At 73.1% G+C, this 26,211-nt stretch carries 29 protein-coding genes; 5 read left to right on the forward strand and 24 right to left on the reverse strand.

What is annotated here, in order from left to right:
- Window positions 1–304 precede the first annotated feature (304 nt).
- From ACIP98_RS09245 to hisI, 11 genes are all read right to left on the reverse strand, one after another.
- The gene (locus ACIP98_RS09245) at window positions 305–1,045 is read right to left on the reverse strand and encodes a VIT1/CCC1 transporter family protein (RefSeq protein ID WP_319661109.1); all 741 of its coding nucleotides are present in this window, start codon (window positions 1,043–1,045) and stop codon (window positions 305–307) included.
- A gap of 185 nt (window positions 1,046–1,230) precedes the next feature.
- Entirely contained in the window at window positions 1,231–2,304 is a 1,074-nt protein-coding gene (gene lgt / locus ACIP98_RS09250; protein ID WP_401974645.1) for a prolipoprotein diacylglyceryl transferase, read from the reverse strand.
- An 87-nt stretch (window positions 2,305–2,391) separates the two neighbouring features.
- Window positions 2,392–3,333 carry a DsbA family protein gene (locus tag ACIP98_RS09255; RefSeq protein ID WP_401974647.1) on the reverse strand — a complete coding sequence of 314 codons (942 nt, stop codon included), beginning with the start codon at window positions 3,331–3,333 and terminating at the stop codon, window positions 2,392–2,394.
- 76 nt (window positions 3,334–3,409) lie between these two features.
- A complete protein-coding gene (gene trpA, locus ACIP98_RS09260) occupies window positions 3,410–4,219 on the reverse strand; it encodes a tryptophan synthase subunit alpha (RefSeq protein ID WP_319661106.1) in 810 nt (269 codons plus the stop codon).
- Window positions 4,216–5,466, reverse strand: coding sequence for a tryptophan synthase subunit beta (gene trpB, locus ACIP98_RS09265; protein ID WP_319661105.1), 1,251 nt, complete (start codon window positions 5,464–5,466; stop codon window positions 4,216–4,218). Before trpB ends, trpA begins: the two co-directional genes overlap by 4 nt.
- A gap of 298 nt (window positions 5,467–5,764) precedes the next feature.
- Window positions 5,765–6,574: an indole-3-glycerol phosphate synthase TrpC gene (gene trpC / locus ACIP98_RS09270; protein WP_319661104.1), complete on the reverse strand. Its 810-nt coding sequence runs from the start codon at window positions 6,572–6,574 to the stop codon at window positions 5,765–5,767.
- A gap of 150 nt (window positions 6,575–6,724) precedes the next feature.
- Window positions 6,725–7,258, reverse strand: a complete 534-nt coding sequence (locus tag ACIP98_RS09275) for a DUF2752 domain-containing protein (RefSeq protein WP_401974835.1) — start codon at window positions 7,256–7,258, stop codon at window positions 6,725–6,727.
- Window positions 7,255–7,470 carry an HGxxPAAW family protein gene (locus tag ACIP98_RS09280; RefSeq protein WP_319661102.1) on the reverse strand — a complete coding sequence of 72 codons (216 nt, stop codon included), beginning with the start codon at window positions 7,468–7,470 and terminating at the stop codon, window positions 7,255–7,257. Before ACIP98_RS09280 ends, ACIP98_RS09275 begins: the two co-directional genes overlap by 4 nt.
- 120 nt (window positions 7,471–7,590) lie before the next feature.
- A complete protein-coding gene (locus ACIP98_RS09285; protein WP_401974651.1) occupies window positions 7,591–8,271 on the reverse strand; it encodes a TIGR02234 family membrane protein in 681 nt (226 codons plus the stop codon).
- Window positions 8,272–8,314: 43 nt separating this feature from the next.
- Window positions 8,315–9,835, reverse strand: coding sequence for an anthranilate synthase component I (locus ACIP98_RS09290; protein WP_319661100.1), 1,521 nt, complete (start codon window positions 9,833–9,835; stop codon window positions 8,315–8,317).
- Window positions 9,836–9,965: 130 nt separating this feature from the next.
- Complete coding sequence (hisI, locus tag ACIP98_RS09295; protein ID WP_319661099.1) at window positions 9,966–10,340, reverse strand: phosphoribosyl-AMP cyclohydrolase; 375 nt, start codon at window positions 10,338–10,340, stop codon at window positions 9,966–9,968.
- 84 nt (window positions 10,341–10,424) lie between these two features.
- Between hisI and ACIP98_RS09300 the strand changes: the two genes are divergently transcribed.
- Together ACIP98_RS09300 and ACIP98_RS09305 are read left to right on the forward strand one after the other, a co-directional pair.
- Window positions 10,425–11,195 carry a hypothetical protein gene (locus ACIP98_RS09300; RefSeq protein WP_401974654.1) on the forward strand — a complete coding sequence of 257 codons (771 nt, stop codon included), beginning with the start codon at window positions 10,425–10,427 and terminating at the stop codon, window positions 11,193–11,195.
- Window positions 11,196–11,234: 39 nt separating this feature from the next.
- Complete coding sequence (locus ACIP98_RS09305) at window positions 11,235–11,873, forward strand: TIGR03085 family metal-binding protein (RefSeq protein ID WP_401974657.1); 639 nt, start codon at window positions 11,235–11,237, stop codon at window positions 11,871–11,873.
- Window positions 11,874–11,880: 7 nt separating this feature from the next.
- On the opposite strand, the gene ACIP98_RS09310 is transcribed toward ACIP98_RS09305, so the two are convergent.
- The 10 genes from ACIP98_RS09310 to hisD form a co-directional block, all read right to left on the reverse strand.
- Window positions 11,881–13,149: an MFS transporter gene (locus ACIP98_RS09310; protein WP_401974659.1), complete on the reverse strand. Its 1,269-nt coding sequence runs from the start codon at window positions 13,147–13,149 to the stop codon at window positions 11,881–11,883.
- 77 nt (window positions 13,150–13,226) lie between these two features.
- Complete coding sequence (locus tag ACIP98_RS09315; RefSeq protein WP_401974662.1) at window positions 13,227–13,844, reverse strand: winged helix-turn-helix domain-containing protein; 618 nt, start codon at window positions 13,842–13,844, stop codon at window positions 13,227–13,229.
- 138 nt (window positions 13,845–13,982) lie between these two features.
- Window positions 13,983–14,747: an imidazole glycerol phosphate synthase subunit HisF gene (hisF, locus tag ACIP98_RS09320; protein WP_319661093.1), complete on the reverse strand. Its 765-nt coding sequence runs from the start codon at window positions 14,745–14,747 to the stop codon at window positions 13,983–13,985.
- Window positions 14,748–14,761: 14 nt separating this feature from the next.
- Window positions 14,762–15,160, reverse strand: a complete 399-nt coding sequence (locus ACIP98_RS09325) for a RidA family protein (protein WP_319661092.1) — start codon at window positions 15,158–15,160, stop codon at window positions 14,762–14,764.
- Entirely contained in the window at window positions 15,157–15,891 is a 735-nt protein-coding gene (priA, locus tag ACIP98_RS09330; RefSeq protein WP_319661091.1) for a bifunctional 1-(5-phosphoribosyl)-5-((5-phosphoribosylamino)methylideneamino)imidazole-4-carboxamide isomerase/phosphoribosylanthranilate isomerase PriA, read from the reverse strand. The genes ACIP98_RS09325 and priA overlap by 4 nt, the downstream gene beginning before the upstream one ends.
- Window positions 15,892–15,905: 14 nt before the next feature.
- A complete protein-coding gene (gene hisH, locus ACIP98_RS09335) occupies window positions 15,906–16,556 on the reverse strand; it encodes an imidazole glycerol phosphate synthase subunit HisH (protein ID WP_319661090.1) in 651 nt (216 codons plus the stop codon).
- Window positions 16,557–16,569: 13 nt separating this feature from the next.
- Window positions 16,570–16,722 carry a hypothetical protein gene (locus ACIP98_RS09340; protein WP_319661089.1) on the reverse strand — a complete coding sequence of 51 codons (153 nt, stop codon included), beginning with the start codon at window positions 16,720–16,722 and terminating at the stop codon, window positions 16,570–16,572.
- Entirely contained in the window at window positions 16,719–17,312 is a 594-nt protein-coding gene (gene hisB, locus ACIP98_RS09345; RefSeq protein ID WP_319661088.1) for an imidazoleglycerol-phosphate dehydratase HisB, read from the reverse strand. The genes ACIP98_RS09340 and hisB overlap by 4 nt, the downstream gene beginning before the upstream one ends.
- Before the next feature lie 4 nt (window positions 17,313–17,316).
- Complete coding sequence (locus ACIP98_RS09350; protein ID WP_401974665.1) at window positions 17,317–18,417, reverse strand: histidinol-phosphate transaminase; 1,101 nt, start codon at window positions 18,415–18,417, stop codon at window positions 17,317–17,319.
- Window positions 18,414–19,736, reverse strand: coding sequence for a histidinol dehydrogenase (gene hisD, locus ACIP98_RS09355; protein WP_401974667.1), 1,323 nt, complete (start codon window positions 19,734–19,736; stop codon window positions 18,414–18,416). Before hisD ends, ACIP98_RS09350 begins: the two co-directional genes overlap by 4 nt.
- Window positions 19,737–19,866: 130 nt before the next feature.
- Here hisD and ACIP98_RS09360 point away from each other — a divergent pair, with 130 nt between their 5' ends.
- The 3 genes from ACIP98_RS09360 to ybaK all read left to right on the forward strand — a co-directional run bounded on the left by ACIP98_RS09360 (window position 19,867) and on the right by ybaK (window position 23,541).
- On the forward strand, window positions 19,867–21,390 hold the full coding sequence (locus ACIP98_RS09360) for an oxidoreductase (RefSeq protein ID WP_319661085.1): 1,524 nt from the start codon (window positions 19,867–19,869) through the stop codon (window positions 21,388–21,390).
- Between the two features lie 921 nt (window positions 21,391–22,311).
- Window positions 22,312–23,022 carry an LON peptidase substrate-binding domain-containing protein gene (locus ACIP98_RS09365; RefSeq protein WP_319661084.1) on the forward strand — a complete coding sequence of 237 codons (711 nt, stop codon included), beginning with the start codon at window positions 22,312–22,314 and terminating at the stop codon, window positions 23,020–23,022.
- Window positions 23,023–23,040: 18 nt separating this feature from the next.
- The gene (ybaK, locus tag ACIP98_RS09370; protein ID WP_319661083.1) at window positions 23,041–23,541 is read left to right on the forward strand and encodes a Cys-tRNA(Pro) deacylase; all 501 of its coding nucleotides are present in this window, start codon (window positions 23,041–23,043) and stop codon (window positions 23,539–23,541) included.
- A gap of 9 nt (window positions 23,542–23,550) precedes the next feature.
- On the opposite strand, the gene ACIP98_RS09375 is transcribed toward ybaK, so the two are convergent.
- The 3 genes from ACIP98_RS09375 to ACIP98_RS09385 all read right to left on the reverse strand — a co-directional run bounded on the left by ACIP98_RS09375 (window position 23,551) and on the right by ACIP98_RS09385 (window position 26,180).
- Window positions 23,551–24,174 carry an ABC transporter permease gene (locus tag ACIP98_RS09375; RefSeq protein WP_319661082.1) on the reverse strand — a complete coding sequence of 208 codons (624 nt, stop codon included), beginning with the start codon at window positions 24,172–24,174 and terminating at the stop codon, window positions 23,551–23,553.
- Window positions 24,175–24,241: 67 nt separating this feature from the next.
- Entirely contained in the window at window positions 24,242–25,078 is an 837-nt protein-coding gene (locus ACIP98_RS09380) for an ABC transporter permease (protein WP_401974672.1), read from the reverse strand.
- 88 nt (window positions 25,079–25,166) lie between these two features.
- A complete protein-coding gene (locus ACIP98_RS09385; protein ID WP_319661081.1) occupies window positions 25,167–26,180 on the reverse strand; it encodes an ABC transporter ATP-binding protein in 1,014 nt (337 codons plus the stop codon).
- Between the last annotated feature and the right edge of the window lie 31 nt (window positions 26,181–26,211).

Here is a 26,211-nt window from a genome sequence, read left to right on the forward strand (position 1 = left end):
TAGGCCGGTGCAGAACAGGACGCATCTGGTCGGCTCTCCCGTCGTCGTCATCTGGCATATGCATGCGCGCTAGGGACGACGTTGGCCCTCTGCGATTTCGAGCAGGTTACATGATGGCTTGATGACCGAAAAGTGGATAGCGGATTCCATCATGTGGACTTAACAGCGCTACGAGCAGGCAGTTCGGGGCCAGCATCGCTCACGTGAGACGCAGGCGACACTGCCCGCGGCGCCACAGACTGATGCCCTGTGTTGGCCGCGCTGAAACGAGCGGGTAACAAGTGGCTCGTGGCCTGTACCCGGCTCAACCGACGGCGGTACCGAAAAGCGCGCCCAGAACGAAGGTAACCCCGGCAGCCGCTCCGCCCAAGACAAGTTGCCGCAAACCGCCGAACCACCAGCTGCGCGCCGTCACACGCGCCACAGCCGCACCGCAGAGGAACAGTCCGATCAGGGCGACGACCGCCGCGGGCCACACCACGGTGGCACCCAGCAGGTAGGGCAGCACCGGGAGCAGCGCGCCGAGACCGAAGGACAGGAAGGACGAACCCGCCGCCAGCAGGGGCGACGGAAGGTCGGACGGGTCGACGCCCAGCTCCTCGCGGGCGTGGATCTCCAGCGCCTGCTCCGGGTCCCGGGACATCTGGCGCGCCACCTCGTGGGCCAGCTCCGGCTCCACGCCACGCGCGATGTACAGCTCGGCGAGCTCCCGCAGCTCGTCCTTCGGGTGACGGCGCAGCTCCCTGCGCTCTATGTCCAGCTCCGCCTCGACCAGCTCGCGCTGGGAGGCCACGGAGGTGTACTCGCCCGCCGCCATCGAGAACGCGCCGGCGGTCAGACCGGCCAGCCCGGTGATCACGATGGTGGACGGCGCGACATTGCCTCCGGCGACGCCGGTCATGAGCGCGAGGTTGGAGACCAGGCCGTCCATCGCGCCGAACACCGCGGGCCGCAGCCAGCCTCCGCTCACGTCCCGGTGCGTGTGGTGCGGGACGTGGTACGGGGCGTCTTGCTCCAGTTCGCTGCGCTCCACGGCTGCCGACATGGTCCGGGTACTCCTTCCCGCGGGTGGCGACCGCCCGCGTCCTCCCCTGGGAACGCCTCGACCGTACGCCCGGATTCCCTGCGTTTCCAGCAAGGAAAGCCTCCCCTACCTGCGGAAACGAGTGCGGCGCCGCCCGGGGTCATACCCCTGGCGGCGCCGCGGCCCGGCGTCGGAATGTGCCGGGATCAGCCCTTCTTGGCGGATTCGGCCCGGGCCGTGGCCCCGGCCTCCTCTTCCGCCTCTTCCCCCTCGGCGGCCGCTTCGTCCTCGGCGGCCTTGCCGGGCTTGCCCGGCTTGCCGGCCGCTTCAGCCGCGGCGGCCTCATCAGTCTTGTCAGCCGTGTCAGCCGTGTCCGCCTTGCCGGCCGCTTCGTCCTTCTCCGCGGACTTCGCCGGCTTCGCCGTGCCGGCGTCACCCTCCGCCGCGGCGACGGGCACCGGCTCGACGCTCTCCTCGCGCCCCGGACGCAGCCGGGCGGAGACGATCATGTAGGCGACCGCCCCGGCGAAGACGATGATCGACGTCCAGTCGTTGAGGCGCAGGCCCAGGATGTGGTGGGCGTCGTCGACGCGCAGGTACTCGATCCAGAAGCGGCCGACGGTGTACGTCGCGACGTACAGCGCGAAGGCGCGGCCGTGACCGAGCTTGAAGCGGCGGTCGGCCCAGATCACCAGCAGGGCCACGCCGATGCACCACAGGGACTCGTACAGGAACGTCGGGTGGTACGTGGCGGCGTCCAGGGTGTTCGCCGGCCGGTGGGCGGCGTCGATCTTCAGCGCCCAGGGCAGATCGGTCGGCCGGCCGTAGAGCTCCTGGTTGAACCAGTTGCCCCAGCGGCCGATGGCCTGGGCCAAGGCGATGCCCGGGGCGACGACGTCGGCGTACGCGGGCAGCGAGATGCCACGGCGCCGGCATCCGATCCACGCGCCGAGGGCGCCGAGGGCGATAGCGCCCCAGATACCGAGGCCGCCCTCCCAGATCTTGAACGCGTTCACCCAGTGCTTGCCCTCACCGAAGTAGAGCTCGTAACTGGTGATCACGTGGTAGAGACGGCCACCGACCAGACCGAACGGCACCGCCCAGACGGCGATGTCCGCGATCGTGGTCTTCTGTCCGCCGCGGGCGGCCCATCGCCTGCCACCGAGCCAGACGGCTACGAAGACACCGATGATGATGCAGAAGGCATAGCCGCGCAGCGGCACGGGTCCGAGGTGGAGCACCCCGCGCGACGGGCTGGGAATGAAGGCGATGAATTCCATGGCAGTGCCGACGCTACCGTGCCGGGCGGGTGCGGCGGGCACCCGCCCGGCAACGGCTGAATAACGGGCCGCTCTCCCGCGGGCGCGTCAGCCGCTCGCCGAGGGGGTCGCCGGCGGGCTCGCGGGCGGGCTCGCGGGCGCGCTCGCCGGGGCGGAGGAGGCCGGGGCGGAGGCCGACGCGGACGCGGAAGCGGCCGCGGAGCCGCTCGCCGGAGCGCTGGGCGGGGTCACGCTCGGGGTCGCGGTGCCCGCCTTCTTGCCCTTGTTGGCGTCGGTGACCATCTGCTGCAGCTTCTGGGGGGTCAGCGGCGCGGCCTGGGCGCCGTAGATGTTCTTCCCGTTGAGCAGCACGGTCGGGGTGGAGTTGTAGCCCGAGGAGTTGAAGGCGCTGTTGTTCTTGTTCACCCAGTCGTCGTACGTGCCCTTGTTCACACAGGCGGTGAACGCCGGGGTCGTCAGCCCCGGCACCTGGCCGGCGAGCTGCAGCAGGTAGGGCTTGCTCGCGAACTTGTCGTCCTGCTCCGGCGGCTGGTTCCGGTACAGCACGTCGTGGTAGTCGCGGAACTTGTTCTGGTCCTGCGCGCAGGCCGCGGCGTTGGCCGCGTTGAGCGAGCCGGTGCCGCCCAGGTTGCCGTCGATGATCCGGACCAGGTGGTAGTCCACCTTCAGCTGGCCCTTGTCCTCCAGCGCGTGGATGGTGTCCCGGTAGCCCTGCTCGAAGGCGCCGCAGGCCGGGCAGCGGAAGTCCTCGTACACGGTCAGCGTGGACGGGGCGTCGCTCGCGCCGGTGGGGATCACGAGCTTGTTCTCGCCCGTCGCGCCCGCGGGGGAGACCGCGGCGGCCCCCTCGGAATCACCGCCGCTGTTGGCCACCAGGATGCCGATGACGGCGCCGATCACCAGGACCCCGACGACGGACCCGGCGACGATCGCCGTCCTCTTGCGCTTCTGGCGGCGTTGGTCCTGCACCCGCTGCTCCTGCAGCCGCTCGCGGGCGCTGCGCTTTCCTTCACGGTTCTTCTCGCTCACACCCCGGGACAACGAACCGGGGGCGCACCTGCGCGCGCCCCCGGCCGTAATTCGCCCGTTCGGGCGACACCACCGCTCAGCGGCGGACGCCCTTGGCCAGGTCCGCGGCCAGCTCGCGCACCGCCGCGAGGCCCTGCTCCAGGTCCGGCGCGTCCAGCAGCCTCTTCACGAAGGCCGAGCCGACGATCACACCGTCGGCGAACCCGGCGACCTCGGCCGCCTGCTCCGCGTCGGAGACGCCGAGGCCGACGCAGACCGGCAGCCCGGTCTGCGCACGGGTGCGCCGCACCAGTTCGGCCGCCTCGGCGCCGACGCTCGCACGGGTTCCGGTGACGCCCATCAGCGAGGCCGCGTAGACGAAGCCGGTGCCCGCCGCCGTGATCTTCGCCAGCCGCTCGTCCCGGCTGCTCGGCGCCACCACGAAGACGGTGGCCAGCCCGTGCTGCTCGGCGGCCTTGCGCCAGCCCTCGGACTCCTCCACCGGCAGGTCGGGCAGGATGCAGCCGGCGCCGCCCGCCTCGGCGAGCTCCGCGGCGAAGCGCTCGGCGCCGTAGCGGTCGACCGGGTTCCAGTACGTCATGACCAGGACCGGCTTGCCGGTCGCCGCGTGCGCCTCGCGCACCGTGCGCAGCACGTCCTTGATCCGCACGCCGCCGCGCAGCGCGATGTCGTCGGCAGTCTGGATGACCGGTCCGTCCAGCACCGGGTCGCTGTGCGGCAGGCCGACCTCGACGATGTCGGCACCGCCCTCCAGGGCCGCCTTGACGGCCTCGATGCCGCCGTCGACGGTCGGGAAGCCCGCCGGGAGGTAGGCGACCAGGGCGGCCCGCCCCTCGGCCTTGGCGGCGGCCAGGGCCCGGTCCAGCAGTTCGATCTGCCCGCTCACTTCGCGGCCCCCTCGTTCTCTGCCCCGTCGTACAGTCCGAAGTAGCGGGCCGCGGTGTCCATGTCCTTGTCGCCGCGCCCGGAGAGGTTCACCAGGAGCAGCCCGTCCTCGCCGACCTCCTGGCCGAGCTGCAGCACTCCGGCCAGGGCGTGGGCGCTCTCGATGGCCGGGATGATGCCCTCGGTCTGCGACAGCAGGCGCAGCGCCTGCATCGCCTCGTCGTCGGTGACCGGGCGGTACTCCGCGCGCCCGGTCTCCTTCAGGTAGGCGTGCTCGGGGCCGATGCCGGGGTAGTCCAGGCCCGCCGAGATCGAGTAGGGCTCGGTGATCTGGCCCTCGTCGTCCTGGAGGACGTAGGAGCGCGAGCCGTGCAGGATGCCGGGCTCGCCCACGGTGAGCGTCGCGGCGTGCTCGCCGGAGTCCACGCCGTGGCCGGCCGCCTCCAGGCCCACCAGGCGCACGGACTCGTCGGGGATGAAGGCGTGGAACAGACCGATGGCGTTGGAACCGCCGCCCACGCAGGCGGCGACCGCGTCGGGCAGCCGGCCGGTCCGCTCCAGGATCTGGCGGCGCGCCTCCACGCCGATGACGCGGTGGAAGTCGCGCACCATGGCCGGGAAGGGGTGCGGGCCGGCGACGGTGCCGAACAGGTAGTGCGTGCGGTCCACGTTGGCGACCCAGTCGCGGAACGCCTCGTTGATCGCGTCCTTCAGCGTGCGGCTGCCGGACTTCACGGAGACGACCTCGGCGCCCAGCATGCGCATGCGGGCGACGTTCAGCGCCTGGCGCTCGGTGTCGATCTCACCCATGTAGATCACGCACTCCAGGCCGAACAGCGCGCACGCCGTCGCCGTGGCCACGCCGTGCTGGCCGGCGCCGGTCTCCGCGATCACCCGGGTCTTGCCCATGCGCCTGGTGAGCAGCGCCTGGCCCAGCACGTTGTTGATCTTGTGTGAGCCGGTGTGGTTGAGGTCCTCGCGCTTGAGGAAGATCCGAGCACCACCGGCGTGCTCGGCGAACCGCGCCACCTCGGTGAGCGGGCTCGGGCGGCCGGTGTAGTGCACCAGCAGGTCGTTCAGTTCCGCGGCGAAGGCAGGGTCGGCCTTGGCCTTGTCGTACTCGACGGCGACCTCGTCCACGGCGGCGACCAGCGCCTCCGGGATGAACTTGCCGCCGAACCGGCCGAAGTAGCCCTCGGCGCTGGGCACCCGGCCCTCGGGGTCGGGAATGAAGAAGTCAACGGACATGGCGTTCTCGGCTCCTTGGGGGGCGCGCTCGCGCCCCCAGGGTCTCAGGGCGTACCGATGGTCACGCTACGACGCCCTCGGCGCCGTCAGCGTTCGCGGCCGCGCGCGTCACAGGCCGGGACGGGACCCCGTCCGGGCGGCGCGCACGGCGGCCGGCGCCATCGACGACCGTTGATCTGCCCCGGCTCGCAGCCGATGTGGTACCGCACGCGGCGCCCGAGAATGCGCCGCGCGGGCGCGCGGCAGCCACGGGGACGGCAGCCCCGGGCCAGTCGCGCGTAGGTGTGCATGGCGGGGGTCAGCCCCGTCCGTGGCGCAGCGCGGGGTGGGCCCCGGCGGCGACGAGGTCGGCGACCGCGGTCCGCGGGTCGCGGCCGGTGACCAGGGACTCGCCCACCAGCACGGCGTCGGCGCCGTCGTTGGCGTAGGCGATGAGGTCGTGCGGGCCGCGGACGCCGGACTCGGCGACCTTGACGATGTGGTCCGGGATCTCCGGCGCGACCCGGGCGAAGGTGCCCCGGTCGACCTCGAGCGTCTTCAGGTTGCGCGCGTTGACGCCGATGATCCGGGCGCCGGCGTCGACGGCGCGGGCGACCTCGTCCTCGTCGTGCACCTCGACCAGCGGGGTGAGCCCGATGGACTCGGCCCGCTCGATCAGGGAGACCAGCGCGTCCTGCTCCAGCGCGGCCACGATCAGCAGCGCGAGGTCGGCGCCGTAGGCGCGGGCCTCCCAGAGCTGGTACGCGGTGACGATGAAGTCCTTGCGCAGCACGGGGATGTCGACCTTGGCCCGGACGGCCTCCAGGTCGGCCAGCGAGCCGCCGAAGCGGCGCTGCTCGGTCAGCACCGAGATGACGGCCGCGCCGCCCGCCTCGTAGTCCGCGGCGAGGCCGGCCGGGTCGGCGATGGCGGCGAGGGCGCCCTTGGAGGGGCTGGACCGCTTGACCTCGCAGATGACGGTGACGCCTTCGCCGCGCAGGGCGGCCACGCCGTCCTTCGCGTCGCGCGCCTTCGCGGCGCGCTGCTTGAGCTCGTCGAGCGAGACCCGGGCCTGCCGCTCGGCGAGGTCTTCGCGGACGCCGTCGATGATCTCGTCGAGCACACTCACGCGAGAGGACCCCTTCCGAAAGCGAAACGATCAAGCCAGTGAGATGTTCCACCAGCACTGCGATGGTAACCGCCGGGGGCCTTCGGACCCGCATCCGGCGGAACCGACGACCACCAGTCGGACAGATCGGACACCTTCCGGCAGGCGCCGTCAGGGGGCCAGCGCGGCCCCGAACGGCAGGTTCCGGACAACGGTGAAGACCACCACGACCGCCCCCACCGCCCACCAGTGCGCCGGTCGCAGGCTCACCGAGAACGGCCGCCCGCGCAGCGCCCGCAAGAGCCAGACCACCATCGCGGCGGCGAAGAGCAGGTACATCGCGACGGCGAGGGCGTTGAGGCCGAACGCCGCCCCGAGGTCGCCGTGCGCCACCGCGTACGCGCTGCGCAGCCCGCCGCAGCCGGGGCAGTACACGCCCGTGTAGTGCAGCAGCGGGCAGACGGGGTAGTGCCCGGGCTGGTTGGGGTCGACGGTACCGACGTAGGCGAAGGCGGCGACGACGCCGCCCAGCAGGCCCAGCGGGGCGGCGAGGGCACTCGCCTTCGGCGTGCTGACGGTCTCGGTCACCCGCCGATTGTCCCGCGCCGGGCCGCCGGGCGACACCCGGGGTCGCGGCGGATACGGCGGAGCCGCCCGCGGCGCGCTGCCAGCGGGCGGCTCCGGTGCCGTGGTGCGGCGGGTCAGCCGCGCGCGGCCTTGTGCGCCACCGGCTTGCCCAGACCGGCCGCGCGCATGCCGAGGCCGACGAGACCGCCCACCGCGGCCACGGCCAGGCCCGCGAACATGCCGATCGGCTCTGCCAGGACGACGAAAGCACCCGCGACGCAGAAGCCGATGAAGGCGATGATCACGCCGGTCCAGGCGGCAGGGGTGTGTCCGTGGCTGTTGCCCGCCATGAGTGCTCCCAAGTCGTTCTACAGAAGGTTCGTTTGGTCGTTCGCCGCGCGATGGCACGCGTCGCGGCCCATTCTCCCCTGTTCCGCTCACGCTCCGCGCGCGGGGGGTGGCCCGGCGCGTCAGAGCGCGTCGGTGGGGTCCTCGCCGCGGTCCAGTGCCTTCCACATGTCCTCGGGGCGTTCCTCGCCGTCCGCGGCGCGGGCGGGACGGGCGGTGGGGCGACGGGCCGTCCCGGCGGTGTCCCGCTCGTACCGGCTCGACATCCCGGGCCAGGACCCGGCGCGCAGGACGGCCGTCGCCCCGGCGAACAGCAGCAGCGCACCGCCCGCCGCGGACACGGCCGGCCAGGCCGTGGTGGCGGTGCCGGTCGCCGTGGCCCGGGTCAGCCCGCTGGCGGCGGCCGCGGCGGCGTCCAGGGAGGAAGCGTCCCCGACGGCGAACAGCGCCGCAAGCAGGGCGCCCGCCCCGCACAGCGCGAGCAGGCCGCTGACGACCCTGCGGGCCGCGCCGCGCACGGCGAAGACCGCCACCAGGGCGGCCAGCCCCACCAGCGCCAGCGCGCCCGGCACCGCCGTCACCTGACCCCCGCTGGCGTGCACCGCCACCCCGGCCCCGGCGGTCCCGGCGAAGCCGTGCTGCCAGGTCTTGCCCGCGGCCAGCAGTACGAGCGCGGCGCCGAGCACTCCGCCCGACAGGGCGACGGCCATGCTGCGACGGCCGCCCGCACGGCGCGGCCCGCGGGTCACCGCCGTCCCTTCGGCGTCGGCGGTGCTACGGGGCTGGGGTACGGCGCTGGTCATCCGACCACTATCCCCCCTCGCCCCGCGGCCCGCGTACGCGGGGCTACGCCCCCGCGCTCATCCGGTTCGCCGTGGCGACGGCGCGCAGCACCGCCGCCGCCTTGTTCCGGCACTCGGTGTCCTCCGAGACCGGGTCGGAGTCGGCGACGATGCCGGCGCCCGCCTGGATGTAGGCCGTGCCGTCGCGGAGCAGCGCGGTGCGGATGGCGATGGCGGTGTCCGAGTCGCCCGCGAAGTCCAGGTAGCCCACGCAGCCGCCGTACAGCCCGCGCCGGGTCGGCTCCAGTTCGTCGATGATCTGCATCGCCCGGGGCTTCGGCGCCCCCGACAGCGTCCCCGCCGGGAAGCAGGCCGTCAGCACGTCGAACGCGGTGCGGCCGGCCCCCAGGGTGCCGGTGACGGTCGAGACGATGTGCATCACGTGGCTGTAGCGCTCGATCGACATGAAGTCGACGACCTCCACGCTGCCCGGCTCGCACACCCGGCCCAGGTCGTTGCGGCCCAGATCCACCAGCATCAGGTGCTCCGCCCGCTCCTTGGGGTCGGCCAGCAACTCGTCGGCGAGCGCCTGGTCCTCGCGGGGCGTCGCACCGCGCGGCCGCGTGCCCGCGATCGGGTGCACCGTGGCGCGGCCGTCCTCCACCTTCACCAGTGCCTCGGGGCTCGACCCCACCACGTCGAAGCCCTCGAACCGCAACAGATACATGTACGGGGACGGGTTGGTGGCCCGCAGCACCCGGTACACGTCCAGCGCGCTCGCCGGGCACGGCGTCTCGAAGCGCTGCGACGGCACCACCTGGAACGCGTCGCCGGCCCTGATGTACTCCTTCGTCCGCTCCACGGCCCCGTGGTACGCGGCGCCCCCGAAGCGCGCCGTGATCTCCTCCGGCAGCCGTGACGGCGGCAGTTCCACCGGCGCGGAGTCCACCGGCCGGGCCAGGTCCGCGGTCATCGCGTCGAGCCGCGCCACGGCGTCCGCGTAGGCCTCGTCCACGCCGGTGTCCAGGTCGTTGTGGTTGATCGCGTTGGCGATCAGCAGCACCGAGCCGTCCCAGTGGTCGAGCACCGCGAGGTCCGAGGTCAGCAGCATCGTGAGCTCGGGCAGCCCCAGGTCGTCCCGCGCGTGGTCGCCGACGCGCTCCAGACGGCGTACGACGTCGTACCCCAGGTACCCGACCATCCCGCCGGTGAACGGCGGCAGCCCCGCGTCGTCGTGCAGGTCCCGGGGCGTGTGCAGCGCCTCCGTCGTCGCCCGCAACGCCTCCAGCGGATCGCCTCCCTGAGGCACCGCCACCGGCGGTGTCCCCAGCCAGTGCGCCTGCCCGTCCCGCTCGGTCAGCGTCGCCGCGCTGCGCACCCCGACGAACGAATACCGCGACCACGAGCGCCCGTTCTCCGCCGACTCCAGCAGGAACGTCCCGGGCCGCTCCCCCGCCAGCTTCCGGTACAGGCCGACCGGCGTGTCCCCGTCGGCCAGCAGCCTCCTGCTGACCGGAATCACCCGGCGGTCCAGCGCCAATTTGCGGAACGTCCCGAGATCGGGAGTGACGGTGCCCGTGGTCATGACCCGCAGCCTAGTGCCCGCCGCCCCTCGGCCCGGCCCATCCGCACCCCTGCGTCCGCCGATGGGCGAGTGAGCCGAAAGAGAGAGCACGCGCAGGTCGCGAGGACGGGAGGGACCCCCGACAGGGGCTCTAGCGACCTGGAGGCGAACCGAGCCCCTGGGAAAGGGCCAATACGTCCGCGTCGAAGCACGTGCGGTCGCCGGTGTGGCAGGCCGCACCGATCTGGTCGACCTTCACGAGGATCGTGTCGCCGTCGCAGTCCAGGGCCACGGACTTGACGTGCTGGACGTGCCCGGACGTGTCGCCCTTGACCCAGTACTCCTGGCGGCTGCGGCTCCAGTAGGTGCAGCGGCCGGTGGTCAGGGTGCGGTGCAGCGCCTCGTCGTCCATCCATCCGAGCATGAGGACCTCGCCCGTGTCGTACTGCTGGGCGACGGCGGGCACGAGCCCGTCGGCCGTGCGCTTGAGGCGGGCGGCGAGGGCGGGGTCGAGCGGGGATTCCATGCCCTCCATTCTGCCGCGTCCGGCAGGGGCGGTACTTCGACTCCCGCACACACGACGATCACCCGTATGGGGCATGCTTCGTCCATGAGTTTTCCTCCGCAGCCCCCTCCCGACGACCCGCGCTCCGGCCAGGGCGGCGGTTTCGGGCCGCCCCCCGGGGGTTTCGGTCCGCCGCAGTACCAGCCCCAGCCGTACCAGCCGCAGCCGTACCAGCCCCCGCAGGCGCCTTACCAGCAGCAGCCGCAGCAGGGTGGTTACGGCGGCTATCCGCCCCCGCAGCCTCCCCCGCGCAGCGGTGGCGGAGCGAAGATCGCGGCGATCGTCATCGGCGCGGTCGTACTGGTCGCGGTGATCGTCGGCGGTCTCGCGGTGGCGCTGGGCGGCGGCGACGACGACAAGGACGCGGCGTCGTCCTCCAGCAGCCCGACGGCCTCCGCGTCGACGTCGTCGGAGCCCACGGACGACACGACCGCCTCGCCGTCGCCCGCGGAGACGTTCCGCAGGTACGTCGTGCTCGACATCGGCCAGTGCTTCAACGACCCCGGTCTGGACAGCGGCGTCACCGAGGTCACGCCGGTCCCCTGCACCGGCCCGCACGACGCCGAGGTCATCGCCCACGAGAAGATCACCGGCACCTTCGCGACCGAGGCCGCGCTGAAGAAGAAGGTGCTCCAGCTCTGCGAGGCGGACGCCGGCAAGCGCCTGGACCACATCACGGACAACCGCACGTTCTACTACTACGCGCTCTACCCGAAGCTGGCCGGGTACCAGGTGCAGGGCAAGAACACGGTCTCCTGCTCCCTGACGCTCAGCAACAAGCCCGATGGCGAGAAGCTGACCAAACCGCTCTCGTAGGTGCTGCCGGTGGGCGAGGAGCCGACGTAGGCTGACGGCATGTCGACTCATGCCCAGCGTGAACGTCTGCTCCTCGCCGACCTGCTGGAGAGCGCCGGCTCCGACGCGCCCACCCTCTGCAAGGGCTGGACGACCCGCGACCTCGCCGCCCATGTCGTCGTCCGGGAGCGGCGCAGTGACGCCTCGGCCGGCCTGGTCATCCCGCAGCTCGCGGCCCGGTCGGAGCGGATCCGCAAGGAGTTCGTGGCGAAGCCGTACGAGGAACTCGTCCAGCTCATCCGCACGGGGCCGCCGCGGCTGTCGCCGTTCGCCCTCAAGCAGATCGACGAAGCCGCCAACACCGTCGAGTTCTACGTCCATTCCGAGGACGTGCGCCGCGCCCAGCACGACTGGGCGCCTCGCCAGCTGGACCCCGTCTTCGCCGATCTGCTCTGGTCCCGTCTGGAGCGCTCCGCCCGGCTGCTGGGCCGCAAGGCCCCGGTCGGCGTCGTACTGCGCAGGCCGGACGGACAGACCGCGGTGGCCCACCGCGGCACCCCGGTCGTGACGGTCACCGGCGAGCCGGCGGAGCTGCTGCTGTTCGCCTTCGGGCGGCAGGAGGCGGCCCACGTGGAGACCGAGGGCGACAAGGACGCCGTGAGCCGGCTGTACGAGGCGCGGCTCGGCATCTCGGGCTAGGCCCGGCCTAGGCCGGGCTCCGGCGCGCGAGTTCGGCCCGGCGCAGCGTGGGCGCGGCGAGTCCGCAGACGGCCCCCGCGGCCGCGACCGCCGCGCTCGCGACGAACACCGGCCGGACGCCCCAGGCCCCGATGGCGGCGCCGGTGAGCGGGAAGCTGAGCGGCGCGACGCCGAGGGAGAACAGCGCGGCGACGGAGCTGACCCTGCCCAGGTAGGGGCCGTCGGTCACGGTCTGCAGCAGGGCGCCGCACAGCGCGCCGCTGAGTCCCGCCACGAGCCCGACGACGGCCGCGACGGCGACCGCCGCGGGCAGTGCCGGCACGAAGGCGAACGCGCCGACCGCGACCGCTCCGAGGCCGAGGCAGCACGACTGGGCGAGTCCGGCGCGCGGCAGCCGGCCGCGCACGGTCAGCAGCAGGGAGGCGGCCCCCGCGCCGGCCCCGAATCCGCTGACGATCCAGCCGAGCCCCGCGGCGCCCCAGCCGCGGTCGGCGACGAGCAGCGTGAGGCCGATGTTGAGGGGGCCGGCGAAGCCGAGCTCGCCGACCGCGATGACGATCATCAGGGCGGCGAGCACCCGGCGGCCGCGTATGTAGCGCAGGCCCTCGACCAGGTCCTTCCAGGGTGTGGAGGCGTCCTTCCCGGCGTGGTCGTCGGGCGGCAGCGGCGCCAGGCGGACCGCGGCCAGCAGCACGAGCGAGACCGCGAACAGGACTCCCGCGACGGTGAAGGCGGCGGACGGCCCGCCCGTCGCGACGGCGGTGCCGCCGAGCGAGGCGCCGGCGACGTTGCCGACGCGCATCGCGATGCCCTTCATCCCGTTGAGCCGGCCGAGCTGGTCGGGGCCGGTGATGCGGGGTGGCAGGGCGCCTACGGCCGGGAGGAAGACGGCGTCCACGGCGCCGAAGAGCAGCGCGACCACGGCGAGTGCCCACAGCCCCGGCGTGGTGAGGGCGAGCAGCGCGGCCGCCGCGAACATCACCACGCAGCGCGTCAGGTCGCTGCCGATGACGATGCGGCGCGGGCCGAAGCGGTCGGCGATCACTCCCCCGCCGAGCATCAGCACGGCGCGCGGCACCGCACCGGCCGCGAGCACCAGCCCGGCCCGCCCGGGGTCGCCGGCGCGCGTCGCGGCCCAGGACAGGGCGAGGAACCATACGGCGTCGCCCACGAGCGAGGCCGTGAACGCGGTCAGCCAGCGCAGGACGTTGCCGTCCCGGTGGGCGGGGACGCGGGGCAGGATGACGGGCGGTGCGGAGATTCCGGGGGCCGCCATGCGGTCGCCTCCTTCTTCGATGCCTTGGGTTCCTCGAGTTCCTTCGGTGCCTTTGGTGCCTTCGGTGCCTTTTGCGCTCACGGCCGGTAGGGGAATCCGTACAGGTGCACCGCCACGTGCTCGCGGCCCTCGGTGTCACCGGCCTCCTCGGCGGCGCGCGCCCGGTCGACCCAGCGCATCATCAGCTCGCCCAGCTCCGCGCCGAGTTGGCGGGTCTCCTCGACGGTCAGGCGGGGCAGGTACTCGGAACTGAAGGAGACGTCCGACCACTGCCTGCCCCACGCGTGCTGCTGGTCGAGGTAGGCGGCGTAGCGCTCGTAGCGGGTGGCGAGCAACTGGCGGGTGACCTCGCTCATCACGGCCGCGCCCTCGGGACGGTCGGCGAAGTCCGAGGTGCGGAAGGTGAATCCGCGCTCGGTGGTGACCTTCCACCAGCGCTCGCGGGCGTCGCTGCTCTGGCCGGTGGCCTCGGTGATGAAGCCGTGCGCGGCGAGTTTGCGCAGGTGGTAACTGACCAGCGAGACCGCCTCGTCGACCTGGTCGGCCAGTTGGGAGGCGGTGGCGGTGCGGGCGGTGAACAGCGCCCGGTAGAGCTTGATCCGCAGCGGGTGCGTGAAGACCTTCAGCGCGTCGAGGTCGGTGATCCTTTGCGGGTCGTCCGCGGTGCCGCCGCCGGGGGGCGTGTCCTCTGCCATACCCGGGAGCCTAGATACGAAAGAAAAGTTGCGCAATAGAATTTGCGCAACTGGTCCTGCGCATCCCGGCCCACAGCACGGGGGATTTCAGCGGCGGCGCCGCGCGCCACGGCGAGCGGCGAGCGGCGCGCGGCGCCGTCAGCGCACCGGGTGGCCGGCCTCGCGCAGCGTCTGCTTGACCTCGCCGATGCGCAGGTCGCCGAAGTGGAAGACGGAGGCGGCCAGGACGGCGTCCGCGCCGGCGGCGACGGCCGGGGCGAAGTGGGCGAGGCCGCCGGCACCGCCGGAGGCGATGACGGGGACGGTGACGAGCTTGCGCACCGCGGCGATCATCTCCGTGTCGTAGCCGTCCTTGGTGCCGTCGGCGTCCATGGAGTTGAGCAGGATCTCGCCCGCGCCGAGTTCGGCCGCGCGGTGCGCCCACTCCACGGCGTCGATGCCGGTGCCCTGGCGGCCGCCGTGCGTGGTGACCTCGAAGCCGGAGGGGGTGCCGGCGTCCGTGCGGCGGGCGTCCACCGACAGGACGAGGACCTGGCGGCCGAAGCGTTCGGCGATCTCGCGGATCAGCTCGGGCCGGGCGATGGCCGCGGTGTTGACGCCCACCTTGTCGGCGCCGGCGCGCAGCAGCTTGTCGACGTCCTCGGCGGACCGTACGCCGCCGCCCACGGTGAGCGGGATGAAAACCTGCTCGGCGGTGCGCCGCACCACGTCGTAGGTGGTCTCCCGGTTGCCGGAGGAGGCGGTGATGTCGAGGAAGGTCAGCTCGTCGGCGCCCTCGGCGTCGTACAGCTTGGCCATCTCGACGGGGTCCCCGGCGTCCCGGAGGTCACGGAAGTTGACGCCCTTGACGACCCGGCCGTCGTCCACGTCCAGGCAGGGGATGACTCGGACCGCCAGGGTCATTGCGCTCAGGCTCCTCAGGATGCTCGGAATGCTTCGAGTTCCACTTCGACCAGGACCCGCGGGTCCATGAACCCCGAGACCACGACGAACGTCGCGGCCGGACGGGCACGGTCGAAGAACTCCTTGTGCGCCCGGCCGACCTCCTCCACGTCATGGGTGTGGGTGAGGTACATGCGGGTGCGGACGACGGAGTCGGCGTCCAGGCCGAACGCCTCCAGTGCGGCGAGGGCCTTGGTGAACGCGACCTTCGCCTGCTCGTACGGATCGCCCTCGCCGTACAGCACGGTGCCCTCGAACGGCATCGTGCCCGCGACATGGACGCGGTCCCCCGCCGCCACGGCGCGTGCGAAACCGAACTGCTCCTCCCAGGGGCTGTCGCTGTGCACTCGCCGTACGCCGGGGGTCTCGGTCATCGGGACACAGCCTCCAAGGCCTCTTCCAGGGTGAACGCCTGCGCATAGAGCGCCTTTCCGACAATGGCGCCCTCAACCCCCTGGGGCACCAGTGAGGCGATGGCCCGCAGGTCGTCCAGGGAGGAGACGCCGCCGGAGGCGACGACCGGCCGGTCGGTGGCCGCGCACACGTTCTTCAGCAGCTCCAGGTTGGGGCCCTGCAGGGTGCCGTCCTTGTTGATGTCGGTGACGACGTACCGGGCGCAGCCCTCCGAGTCGAGGCGGGCCAGCGTCTCGTAGAGGTCGCCGCCGTCGCGGGTCCAGCCGCGGCCGCGCAGGGTGGTGCCGCGGACGTCGAGGCCGACCGCGATCTTGTCGCCGTGCTCGGCGATGACCTTGGCGACCCACTCCGGGGTCTCCAGCGCGGCGGTGCCGAGGTTGACCCGGGTGCAGCCGGTGGCGAGCGCCGCGGCCAGGGTCTCGTCGTCGCGGATGCCGCCGGAGAGCTCGACCTTGATGTCCATGGAGCGCGCGACCTCGGCGATCCGCGCACGGTTGTCGCCGGTGCCGAAGGCGGCGTCCAGGTCGACCAGGTGCAGCCACTCGGCGCCGGCCCGCTGCCAGGCGAGGGCGGCGGCCATCGGGTCGCCGTAGGACGTCTCGGAGCCCGACTCGCCGTGGACCAGGCGGACTGCCTGGCCGTCGCGGACGTCGACGGCGGGGAGGAGTTCGAGGCGGTGCGTCGTGCTCATGACGGCGTGGGGTCCTAGTCCTTGAAGGTGTCGAGCCAGTTGGCCAGCAGCTGGGCGCCGGCGTCGCCGGACTTCTCGGGGTGGAACTGGGTGGCCCACAGCGGGCCGTTCTCCACCGCGGCGACGAAGGGCTCGCCGTGCGTCGCCCAGGTGACCTTGGGCGGCCGGATGCCGGGGTTGCCGGACTCCAGCTCCCAGGAGCGCACCGCGTAGGAGTGCACGAAGTAGTAGCGCGCGTCGGCGTCGAGTCCCGCGAACAGCCGTGAGTCCTCGGGCGCCTTGACGGTGTTCCAGCCCATGTGCGGCACGATCGGCGCCCGCAGCGGCTCCACCGTACCGGGCCATTCGTCGCAGCCCTCGGTGGTCACGCCGTGCTCGACGCCCCGCGCGAACAGGATCTGCATGCCGACGCAGATACCCATCACCGGACGGCCGCCGGCGAGCCGCCGGCCGATGGCCCATTCGCCGCGTACCGACTTCAGCCCGGCCATGCACGCGGCGAACGCCCCGACGCCGGGCACGAGCAGCCCGTCGGCGTTCAGGGCCTTGTCGAAGTCGGCGGTGATCTCGACGTCCGCGCCCACCCGCGCCAGCGCACGCTCGGCGGAACGGACGTTGCCGAAGCCGTAGTCGAGGACCACGACCTTCCTGGCGGCCTTGCTCATGTGCGCGAACCCCCTACAGCCGCAGCAGGCCGGACACCAGGGACATGGCCGAGCCGATGCCGAGCAGCACGATGACGCCCTTGGGCATCTTCTGCTTCCAGAACGAGTAGACACCGCCGGCCAGGAACAGGCCCAGCAGGATGAACAGGATGGCCGGCTTGGTCACAGCGCGCCCTTCGTCGACGGGAGGATGCCCGCCGCGCGCGGGTCGCGCTCGGAGGCGTAGCGCAGGGCCCGGGCCAGCGCCTTGAACTGGCACTCCACGATGTGATGGGCGTTGCGCCCGTACGGCACGTGGACATGCAGCGCGATCTGCGCCTGGGCGACGAAGGACTCCAGGATGTGCCGGGTCATCGTCGTGTCGTAGGAGCCGATCATCGGCGCCATGTTCTCCGGTTCGGTGTGCACCAGGTAGGGGCGGCCGGAGAGGTCCACGGTGACCTGGGCGAGGGACTCGTCCAGCGGCACCGTGCAGTTGCCGAAGCGGTAGATGCCCACCTTGTCGCCGAGCGCCTGCTTGAAGGCGGCACCGAGCGCGAGGGCGGTGTCCTCGATGGTGTGGTGGGTGTCGATGTGCAGGTCGCCCTCGGTCTTGACCGTGAGGTCGAAGAGGCCGTGGCGGCCGAGCTGGTCGAGCATGTGGTCGTAGAAGCCGACTCCGGTGGAGATCTCGGTCCTGCCGGTGCCGTCGAGGTCGAGTTCGACGACGACGGACGTCTCCTTGGTCGTGCGCTCCACGCGGCCGACGCGTGTCATGTGGTTACCGCTCCTTCTTCAGCTCGCGCACCGCTTCGAGGAACGCGTCGTTCTCGGCCGGGGTGCCCGCGGTCACCCGCAGCCAGCCCGGTACGCCGTTGTCGCGGACGAGGACGCCGCGGTCGAGGATCGCCTGCCAGGCGCGGTGGCTGTCCTCGAAGCGGCCGAACTGCACGAAATTGGCGTCCGAGTCGGTGACCTCGTACCCGATCGCGCGCAGCTCCGCGACCAGGCGGTCCCGCTCGGCCTTCAGCTGTTCGACGTACCCGAGCAGCGTATCGGTGTGCTCCAGGGCCGCGAGCGCGGTGGCCTGGGTGACGGCCGACAGGTGGTACGGCAGGCGCACCAGCTGCACGGCGTCCACGACCGCCGGGTGCGCGGCGAGATAGCCCAGCCGCAGGCCGGCGGCGCCGAAGGCCTTGGACATGGTCCGGCTGACCACCATGTTGGGCCGGCCCTCGATGAGCGGCAGCAGCGAGGGCGAGTGGCTGAACTCGCCGTACGCCTCGTCGACCACGACCAGCGAGGGCCGGGCGGCCTGCGCGGCCTCGTAGAGGGCCAGGACGGTGTCGGCCTCGACCGCGGTGCCGGTGGGGTTGTTCGGCGAGGTGATGAAGACCACGTGCGGGCGGTGCTCGGCGATGGCCCGCCCGGCGGCGGCCACGTCGATGGTGAAGTCGTCCCTGCGGGGGCCGGGGAGCCAGGCGGTACCGGTGCCGCGCGAGATCAGGCCGTGCATCGAGTACGAGGGCTCGAAGCCGATCGCGGTGCGGCCGGGGCCGCCGAAGGTCTGCAGCAGCTGCTGGATGACCTCGTTGGAGCCGTTGGCCGCCCACACGTTGGCCAGGCCCACCGGGTGCCCGGCGGTGCGGGTCAGGTAGGCCGCCAGAGCGGTGCGCAGCTCCACCGCGTCCCGGTCGGGGTAGCGGTTGAGGTCGCGGGCGGCCTCGCGGACCCGCTCGGCGATCCGCTCGACCAGCGCCTCGGGCAGCGGGTACGGGTTCTCGTTGGTGTTCAGCCGTACGGGGACGTCGAGTTGCGGCGCCCCGTACGGGGACTTGCCGCGCAGCTCGTCCCGGATGGGCAGGTCGTCGATGCCGGTCACGAACCCGGTACCGTCCAATCGAATCGTGCCCGCACCGCCGCACCGTGCGCCGGCAGGTCCTCGGCGTCGGCGAGGGTCACCACGTGGCCGGCGACCTCCGCCAGCGCCTCGCGGGTGTAGTCGACGACGTGGACGCCGCGCAGGAAGGACTGCACGGACAGGCCCGAGGAGTGGCAGGCGCAACCGCCGGTGGGCAGGACGTGGTTGGAGCCGGCCGCGTAGTCGCCCAGCGAGACCGGGGCGTAGGCGCCGACGAAGATCGCGCCCGCGTTGCGCACCCGGGCGGCGACGGCGCTCGCGTTCTCGGTCTGGATCTCCAGGTGCTCGGCCGCGTAGGCGTCCACGACCCGCAGGCCCTGCTCGATCCCGTCGACCAGCACGATGCCGGACTGGCGGCCGGACAGGGCCGGGGCGATCCGGTCCTCGACGTGCTTGGTGGCCGCCACCTGCGTCTGGAGCTCCTTCTCCACCGCCTCGGCGAGGTCGACGGAGTCGGTGACCAGGACGGCCGCGGCCAGCGGGTCGTGCTCGGCCTGGCTGATCAGGTCGGCGGCGACGTGCACCGGGTCGGCGGTGGCGTCGGCGAGGATGGCGATCTCGGTGGGGCCGGCCTCCGCGTCGATGCCGATGCGGCCCTTGAGCAGGCGCTTGGCCGCGGCGACGTAGATGTTGCCGGGGCCCGTGACCATGCTCACCGGACGGCACTCCTCGGTGCCGTAGGCGAACATCGCGACGGCCTGGGCGCCGCCCGCGGCGTAGACCTCGTCCACGCCGAGCAGTTCGCACGCGGCGAGGATCGTCGGGTGCGGGAGCCCGCCGAACTCCTGCTGCGGCGGCGAGGCGACGGCCATCGAGCCGACCTCGGCCTCCTGCGCGGGCACCACGTTCATCACCACGGACGACGGGTAGACCGAGCGGCCGCCGGGCACGTACAGGCCCACGCGCTCCACCGGCACCCAGCGCTCGGTGACCGTGCCGCCCGGCACGACCTGCGTGGTGTGGTCGGCGCGGCGCTGCTCCCGGTGGACGAGCCGCGCGCGGCGGATCGACTCCTCCAGCGCGGCCCGGACCCTCGGGTCGAGCTCCGCCAGGGCCCGGGTCAGCGCCTCGGCGGGGACGCGCACCCGGTCGATGGCGACGCCGTCGAACTTCTCCGCGTAGTCGATCAGTGCCGCCGTGCCACGATGCTTCACGTCGTCGCAGATCGGGCGCACCTTCTCCAGGGCGGCCTCGACGTCGAGCTCGGCACGGGGCAGCAGATCGCGGTCGATGCCGTCCTCGGGGAAGGCGTCGCCGCGCAGATCGATTCGGGAGATCACCCTCCCAAGTGTAGAGAACCGCCCACGGCGGCTCCGCCGAGTATCAGTCCCTGATACGCCTACGGTTCCCCAGCGCTGATCATCCCCGCTAGCGTTTCCGTCGTCGTCGCCAGCCAGGGGAGGGATCTCGGTGACCGAGCCGCCGGACATCGCGCCGCCGCACGACTGGACCCCGGTGGAACAGGGCCTGTGGCGGGCCTTCCGCCTCGGCGAGCTGTACGACCTGCGCACCGGGATACCCGAGCGGGACGACCCGGCCGCCGACCTCTTCTGGGGCCCGGACCGCACCGTGCGCGCCGACACGATCGCCCGGCTGCTGCTGGACGGACCGCAGGCCGCGTCCGGGCGTGTCTCGTGCGTGAAGCTGTCGGGCGCGCAGATCAGCGGGCAGCTCAACCTCTCCGGCGGCACGGTGGTGCCGTACGTGGAGCTGCACGACTGCCGCTTCGAGGAGCAGGTGCTGCTCGCGGAGTGCAGCTTCACCACGCTGCGCATGGTGCGCTGCGCCATACCGCGGCTGGAGGCCGCCCGGCTGCACACCTCCGGCGACCTGCACCTGCCCCAGTGCACGATCGAGGGCGGCGTCCGGCTCACCGACGCCCACATCGGCACGGACCTGCTGCTCAACCAGATCACCCTGCGCAAGGACCGGCACGGCCGGGCGCTCGCCGCCGACGGGCTGAGCGTCGCCCAGGACGTCGAGGCCGAACTGATGGAGGCGACCGGCGAGATCAGCCTGCGCAGCGCGCGCATCGGCGGCCGCCTCAGCCTGCGCGGCAGCCGGCTGCGCAATCCGGAGGGGCGCTACGCGCTCAACGCGGCCCGGGTGACCGTCGAGCACACGCTGTACCTCAGCTCCGGCGGGGTCCGGCCCTTCAGCAGCGACGGCGGGGTCCGGCTGGACGACGGGCGCTTCGGCAACGGCGTGATCATCCACCGGGCCCGGTTCCGGCTCGCCGACGGCCAGCAGCTGTCCCTGCGCCGCGTCCAGACCCCGGAACTGCGGCTCACCCTCGACCAGCCGCCGACCGGCGCGATCTCCCTGGCCGGCGCGCGGGTCGGCAACCTCACCGACAACCACGCCTGCTGGCCCGGCACGGGCGGCATGGACCTGACCGGTTTCAGCTACGGCTCGCTCAGCCCCGAGGGCTCCTTCCCGCTCCGCGCCCGCATCGCCTGGCTCGCGGCGGCGACCCCCGAGTACAGCCCCGAGCCCTACGAGCACCTGTCCGCCGCCCTGCGCGCGAGCGGCGAGGACGCCGACGCCCGCGAGGTCCAGCTGGCCAAGCAGCGACGGCGCCGCGAGACCCTCCCGATCGCCGGCAAGCTCTGGGGCTTCCTCCAGGACATCACCGTCGGCTACGGCTACCGGCCCGGCCGCGCGGCGATCTGGATGGCCCTGCTCTGGGCGCTCGGGGCGGTCTTCTTCCAGATCCACGGCGAGCCGAAGCCGGTCGACGGCGGTGCCTTCCCGAACTGGAACGCGCCGCTGTTCGCCCTCGACCTGCTGCTCCCGGTCATCAATCTCGGGCAGGACAACGCGTGGCGCCTGGCCGGCGACGCGCAGTGGGCTGCCGCGTTCCTCACGATGCTCGGCTGGATCCTCGCGACGACGGTCGCCGCGGGTGCGTCGCGCCTCCTCCGCCGCGGCTGACGCTTCGCGTCCCGACCGGGCAAGATCCTTTCCCGCCCTCCCGCCCTCCCTCCCTCAACCTTCGGCCGGGGGTGCCCCCAGCCCGGCGCGGTCAGTGACCCCGGCGCGCGTTTCGTGGGGGCCGGGGTCGGGGCCTCCGGGGCTGGCCATTCTGGACAGCACATTTAGGTGCCTCAAGCACCCTCAACTGATCACCCCGGGTCATGCACCCAAATATGCTCCACAGTCCAGAACACCCACCCCTACGACCCCGCCCCCTCCGTTTCGTATCGCGCCTGATCCCCGGTGGGGGGTAGAAGCGGCACCGTGCCTGGGGCCGCCCGTTGGCGCAGCGCGGTCCGAGGGGGCCCGCTGTCTCGCGGCAGGCCGCCGGGGTGGAGTGAGGCAACCGGGGTCACCCGCACCGCCCCCACACCCCCCACCGGCGCGGTCCGCGGGGCCAGCGCTCGCGCGGCAGGCCTCGGGGGCAAGAGTGAGGCGACTGGGGTCACCCGGACCGCCCCCCACACCCCCCCACCGGCGCGGTCCGAGGGGCCAGCCCTCGCGCGGCAGGCCGAAGGGGTGGAGTCAGGCAACCGCGGTCACCCCGGACCGCCCCCACACCCCCCACCGGGGATCAGGCGCATATGGAGACGGAGGGGGCGGGGTCGTAGGGGTGGATGTTCTGGACGCTGCGGGATATTTGTGCGCACCATCCGGGCAGGGACGGGATGAGCAAGTGCTGGAAACGCGCGTAAATATCCCAGTCCAGGACGTGCAGCCCCGGAGGCCCCGCACCCGGCCCACCCCGCACGCGCGCCGGGGCGCCCAGACTTCACAGGGCACACGGGCGGGCGGGCGGGGAAAAAACCCGGTACAGCAAGCGCAGCGGAGCCGCACCCCCACGAAAGGCCGGGCCGCCAGGCCCTAGGCTTGCTCGACGTGACCGCTCGCCTTCCGCTGTTCCCCCTGAGCTCGGTGCTCTTCCCCGGCCTCGTCCTGCCCCTGAACGTCTTCGAGGAGCGGTACCGCGCCCTCTTCCGCGACCTGCTCGAACTGCCGGAGGAGGCACCGCGCCGGTTCGGGGTCGTGGCGATCCGGGACGGTCACGAGGTGGCGCCCGCGGGCGGGGAGGACGGCGCGGCGGCGGGCTTCGCCCCGGACCTGGCGGCGTCGCTGTTCACGATGGGCTGCACCGCGGAGGCGGCCACGATCGGGGAGCGCGAGGGCGGCGGCTTCCAGGTCGTGGCGACCGGGACGACCCGCTTCCGGCTGGTGTCGGTGGACACCACGGGCCCGTACCTCGTCGGCGAGGTCGAGGACGTGCCGGAGGAGAGCGGCAGCGGCTCCGGCGCGCTGGCGGCCGGCGTCGCGCGGGCCTTCCGCACGTACCAGAAGCGGCTGGCCGGGGCACGCGAGTCCAGCATCGCGGGCGCCCGGGAGCTCCCGGACGACCCGACCGTGCTGTCGTACCTCGTGGCCGCGGCGGCCGTCGTCGACACCCCGGCCAAGCAGCAACTGCTGGAGGCCGCGGACACCGCGACCCGGCTGGAGCGGGAGCTGCGGCTGCTGCGCCGGGAGGCCGCCGTCATCGACAAGCTGCAGACCCTGCCCGCCGTGGACCTCACCCGCCAGGCTCCGAGCCTCAACTGACGGATAGTCAATTCACTGATGGCCAAGAAGAAGCAGTCACCGTCCGGCGGTACGCCCGCCACCGTCGTCCTGGAGAAGGCGGGAGCCGCCTTCACCGTGCACGCCTACACACACGACCCCGCCTCGGAACTCGGCTACGGCGAGGAGGCCGCGCAGGCGCTCGGCACCTCTCCCGACCGGGTGTTCAAGACCCTCGTCGCCGACGTGGACGGCGCGCTGACCGTCGCGGTCGTCCCGGTCGCCGGTTCGCTGGATCTCAAGGCGCTGGCGACCGCGGCGGGCGGCAAGCGGGCGGCGATGGCCGACCCGGCGGCCGCCGAGCGCACGACCGGTTACGTACGGGGCGGGATCTCCCCGCTGGGACAGCGCAAGCGGCTGCGCACCGTGGTGGACGCCTCCGCCCTGGACCACACCACGGTCTTCGTCTCGGCGGGCAAGCGCGGCCTGGAGGTCGAGCTGGCCCCGCAGGACCTGGTCAGGCTGACGGACGCGGTCACGGCGCCGATCGGCCGCGGCTGAGCGCCCGCGTCAGCCCTTCGGGGGCAGGTGCGAAGCCGGGGTGTCCCAGTACGGCAGCAGCGGCGGCTCGGGGTCGCGCGGGCCGAGGCCCAGGGTCAGCAGCAGGTGCGTGAGCACGGCGCCCACGGGCCAGGCCAGCAGGGCGCCCTTGGCCTGGAGCTGGAGGGGGCCGTCGAAGACCTTCTTCGGGCCGACGGCCTTGGCGTGCGCGATCAGGTCGGAGGTCGGGCCGAGCGAGATCCCCAGCCGCCAGGCGATCACGGAACCGACCACCGCGCCCAGGGCGAGGCCGAGCACCACGCCCACTCCCCCGCGCTTCACCCGCCAGAAGGCCAGCGCGCCGGTCAGGACGCCCATGCCCAGCCCGAGCAGCACGAAGGTGCCGTCGCCGCCGACGGCCTGCTCGCCCTCGGTGTCCTTGAGGTAGACCGCTTTGCCGTCGGAGATCAGCGGCACCCGCGGCGCCAGCCAGAGCCACAGAAGCCCCAGCAGCACCCCCGCCACCGCCACGAGCACGGCGGTCAGCGCGCCGTTCTTGAGCTCCTGCGCGGGGGCCATGCGCGCGTCGTCGCCCTGGGGCGACGGCAGTGGCATGGAGGGCCAGTGATCGTGCGGCGTCAGAGGTGCGGTCACCCTGCCATCGTGCCAGGTACACCCGCGGGACGCGCCACCGGCACCTCGCACCCGCCCCACCGGCCCCTCACCGGGAGGCCGCCCTGCGGTACGCCCACGTGGCCACGGCCAGCGAGACGAGGCCGACGGCGGCGCACACCGACAGGTCCGCGATCACGGCCAGCCAGTCCGGGTGGGCGTCGAAGCTGCGGATGAACGCCTCGACGCCGTACGTGGACGGCAGCAGGTCGCGCACGTACCCGATCGGCGCGGGCAGATTGCCCGCCGGGAGGACGCCCAGGAGCAGCGCGGCCGACATGCCGAGCTGTCCGGCGAGCGTGGCCAGCTCCTGGCGCGGGGCGAGCAGCCCGAGCGCCGCCCCGAGACCGGACAGGGCGGCACCGGCCAGCGGGATGACGGCGGCCAGTACCCACAGATGGGTGAACGGGAGCTGGAAGAGGCCGCAGCCGATGCCGGCGGTCACCAGCGTCCCGGGCACCGTGAAGGACGCGTACGCGCCCGCCGCGCCGAGCACCACCGCCGCGGGCGGCACCGGCAGCGTCGCGTAGTGGTCGAGGCCCCCGGAGGCGCGCAGCTGGCCGAAGTACTGGGCGAGCAGGTTGAGCGCGACGAAGGCGACGACGAGGACGCTGGAGCCGGCGACCACCGCGCGGGCGGCCGGGCCGCCGTGCACGACACCGCGCATGAGCACCATGATCCCGACCGACTGGAACGTCGCGACGAAGAGCAGCGGGATGCGCGCGACCCGCGCGCGCGACAGCTGCGCCCGGTAGACCGCGATCATCGCCGGCAGCAGCCGGGCGCGGGGCGCGAGCGGCGCGGCCGCGCCGGTGAAGGGTCCGGCGGGGGCCGTCGTCGGGGCCGCCGCCGCGGTGGTGTCCGCTCCCGCGGAGACGATGGTCACGCCGCGCCGCCCCGTTCCCCCGCGATGGCGTCCGGGATCTCGTTCACGGCCGTTCCCCTCATGGCTCCGTTGCCGCCGTTGCCGCCGTTCACGCCTTGACCAGTCCCCTCCGGCGGCCGCCGAGGGCCAGGTAGACATCCTCCAGGCTCGGTGTCGCCAGCGTGAAGTCGTCGAGCGCGGCGAAGGCCGGTCCGCCGGTCACCTCGGCGACCACCGCGCGGGCGCGCTCCTGGGGCAGCCGCAGCGTCCAGCGGCGCCCGGTGATCCGCGCGCTCTCGCGCAGCCCCGCGATGCCTGGCACCGACAGCGGGGGCTCGTCCCGCCAGACCAGGTCCAGCCGCACCTCGTCGGCGACAAGCGCCTTGAGGCCGGCCGGGGTGTCGCAGGCGATGACCCGGCCCTCGTCGATGACCGCGACGCGGTCCAGTACGGTCTCGGCCTCCAGCACGTTGTGGGTGACCAGCAGGACGGTGACGCCGCGCTCCGCGCGCCGCCGGTCGATCGCCGCCCACACAGCACGCCGGGCGACCGGGTCCATGGAGGTCGTCGGCTCGTCCAGCACCAGCACCGGCCGCTCCCCCACCAACGCGGTGGCGAGGCAGGCCAGCCGGCGCTGCCCGCCGGAGAGCTTGCGCAGCGGGTGCGAGGCGAGCCCGGTCAGCCCCAGCTCCTCCAGGACGGCGTCCCGTTCGGCCCGCGCGGACCGCACGTCCAGTCCGCGCAGCCGCCCGGTGGTCTCGGCGGCGAGGGCGACGGTGAGCTCGTCCAGCGCGCTGGACTCCTGTCCGAGGTAGCCGACGAGGCGCGAGGCCCGCTCGGGGTGGCGTACCAGGTCGTGGCCGAGGAGGTCGACGCTCCCGGCGTCCGGGCGCAGCAGCCCGGTCAACTGCCGCACCAGGGTGGTCTTCCCGGCGCCGTTGGGGCCGAGCAGCCCGAAGATCTCGCCGCCGCGGACGTCGAGGTCGATGCCGTCGTTGGCCCGCACGGCCGGTTTCGCCGCCGCGCGGCGTCCGCGCCCGGCCGGATAGGTCTTGACGAGCCCGCGCACGGTCACGACCACCGCCGTGCGCGCGGCGGTGTCCTGTCCCGTGCCCGTACTCACGAGGGTCGAGACTACGCTCCATCCCGGCCGG

The organism is Streptomyces sp. NPDC088354 (assembly GCF_044753585.1).
In the GTDB taxonomy this organism is placed as follows: Bacteria; Actinomycetota; Actinomycetes; order Streptomycetales; family Streptomycetaceae; genus Actinacidiphila.

Excerpts from the sequence above, each read along its gene's own strand:
- hisB (WP_319661088.1), bottom strand. The coding sequence starts at position 17,312 with ATGACACGCGTCGGCCGCGTGGAGCGCACGACCAAGGAGACGTCCGTC.
- hisH (WP_319661090.1), bottom strand. The coding sequence starts at position 16,556 with ATGAGCAAGGCCGCCAGGAAGGTCGTGGTCCTCGACTACGGCTTCGGC.
- ACIP98_RS09300 (WP_401974654.1), top strand. The coding sequence starts at position 10,425 with ATGAGTTTTCCTCCGCAGCCCCCTCCCGACGACCCGCGCTCCGGCCAG.
- ACIP98_RS09280 (WP_319661102.1), bottom strand. The coding sequence starts at position 7,470 with ATGGCGGGCAACAGCCACGGACACACCCCTGCCGCCTGGACCGGCGTG.
- ACIP98_RS09310 (WP_401974659.1), bottom strand. The coding sequence starts at position 13,149 with ATGGCGGCCCCCGGAATCTCCGCACCGCCCGTCATCCTGCCCCGCGTC.
- trpB (WP_319661105.1), bottom strand. The coding sequence starts at position 5,466 with ATGTCCGTTGACTTCTTCATTCCCGACCCCGAGGGCCGGGTGCCCAGC.
- ACIP98_RS09315 (WP_401974662.1), bottom strand. The coding sequence starts at position 13,844 with ATGGCAGAGGACACGCCCCCCGGCGGCGGCACCGCGGACGACCCGCAA.
- ACIP98_RS09285 (WP_401974651.1), bottom strand. The coding sequence starts at position 8,271 with ATGACCAGCGCCGTACCCCAGCCCCGTAGCACCGCCGACGCCGAAGGG.
- ACIP98_RS09325 (WP_319661092.1), bottom strand. The coding sequence starts at position 15,160 with ATGACCGAGACCCCCGGCGTACGGCGAGTGCACAGCGACAGCCCCTGG.
- ACIP98_RS09290 (WP_319661100.1), bottom strand. The coding sequence starts at position 9,835 with ATGACCACGGGCACCGTCACTCCCGATCTCGGGACGTTCCGCAAATTG.
- hisI (WP_319661099.1), bottom strand. The coding sequence starts at position 10,340 with ATGGAATCCCCGCTCGACCCCGCCCTCGCCGCCCGCCTCAAGCGCACG.
- ACIP98_RS09305 (WP_401974657.1), top strand. The coding sequence starts at position 11,235 with ATGTCGACTCATGCCCAGCGTGAACGTCTGCTCCTCGCCGACCTGCTG.
- lgt (WP_401974645.1), bottom strand. The coding sequence starts at position 2,304 with ATGGAATTCATCGCCTTCATTCCCAGCCCGTCGCGCGGGGTGCTCCAC.
- priA (WP_319661091.1), bottom strand. The coding sequence starts at position 15,891 with ATGAGCACGACGCACCGCCTCGAACTCCTCCCCGCCGTCGACGTCCGC.
- ybaK (WP_319661083.1), top strand. The coding sequence starts at position 23,041 with ATGGCCAAGAAGAAGCAGTCACCGTCCGGCGGTACGCCCGCCACCGTC.
- hisF (WP_319661093.1), bottom strand. The coding sequence starts at position 14,747 with ATGACCCTGGCGGTCCGAGTCATCCCCTGCCTGGACGTGGACGACGGC.
- ACIP98_RS09245 (WP_319661109.1), bottom strand. The coding sequence starts at position 1,045 with ATGTCGGCAGCCGTGGAGCGCAGCGAACTGGAGCAAGACGCCCCGTAC.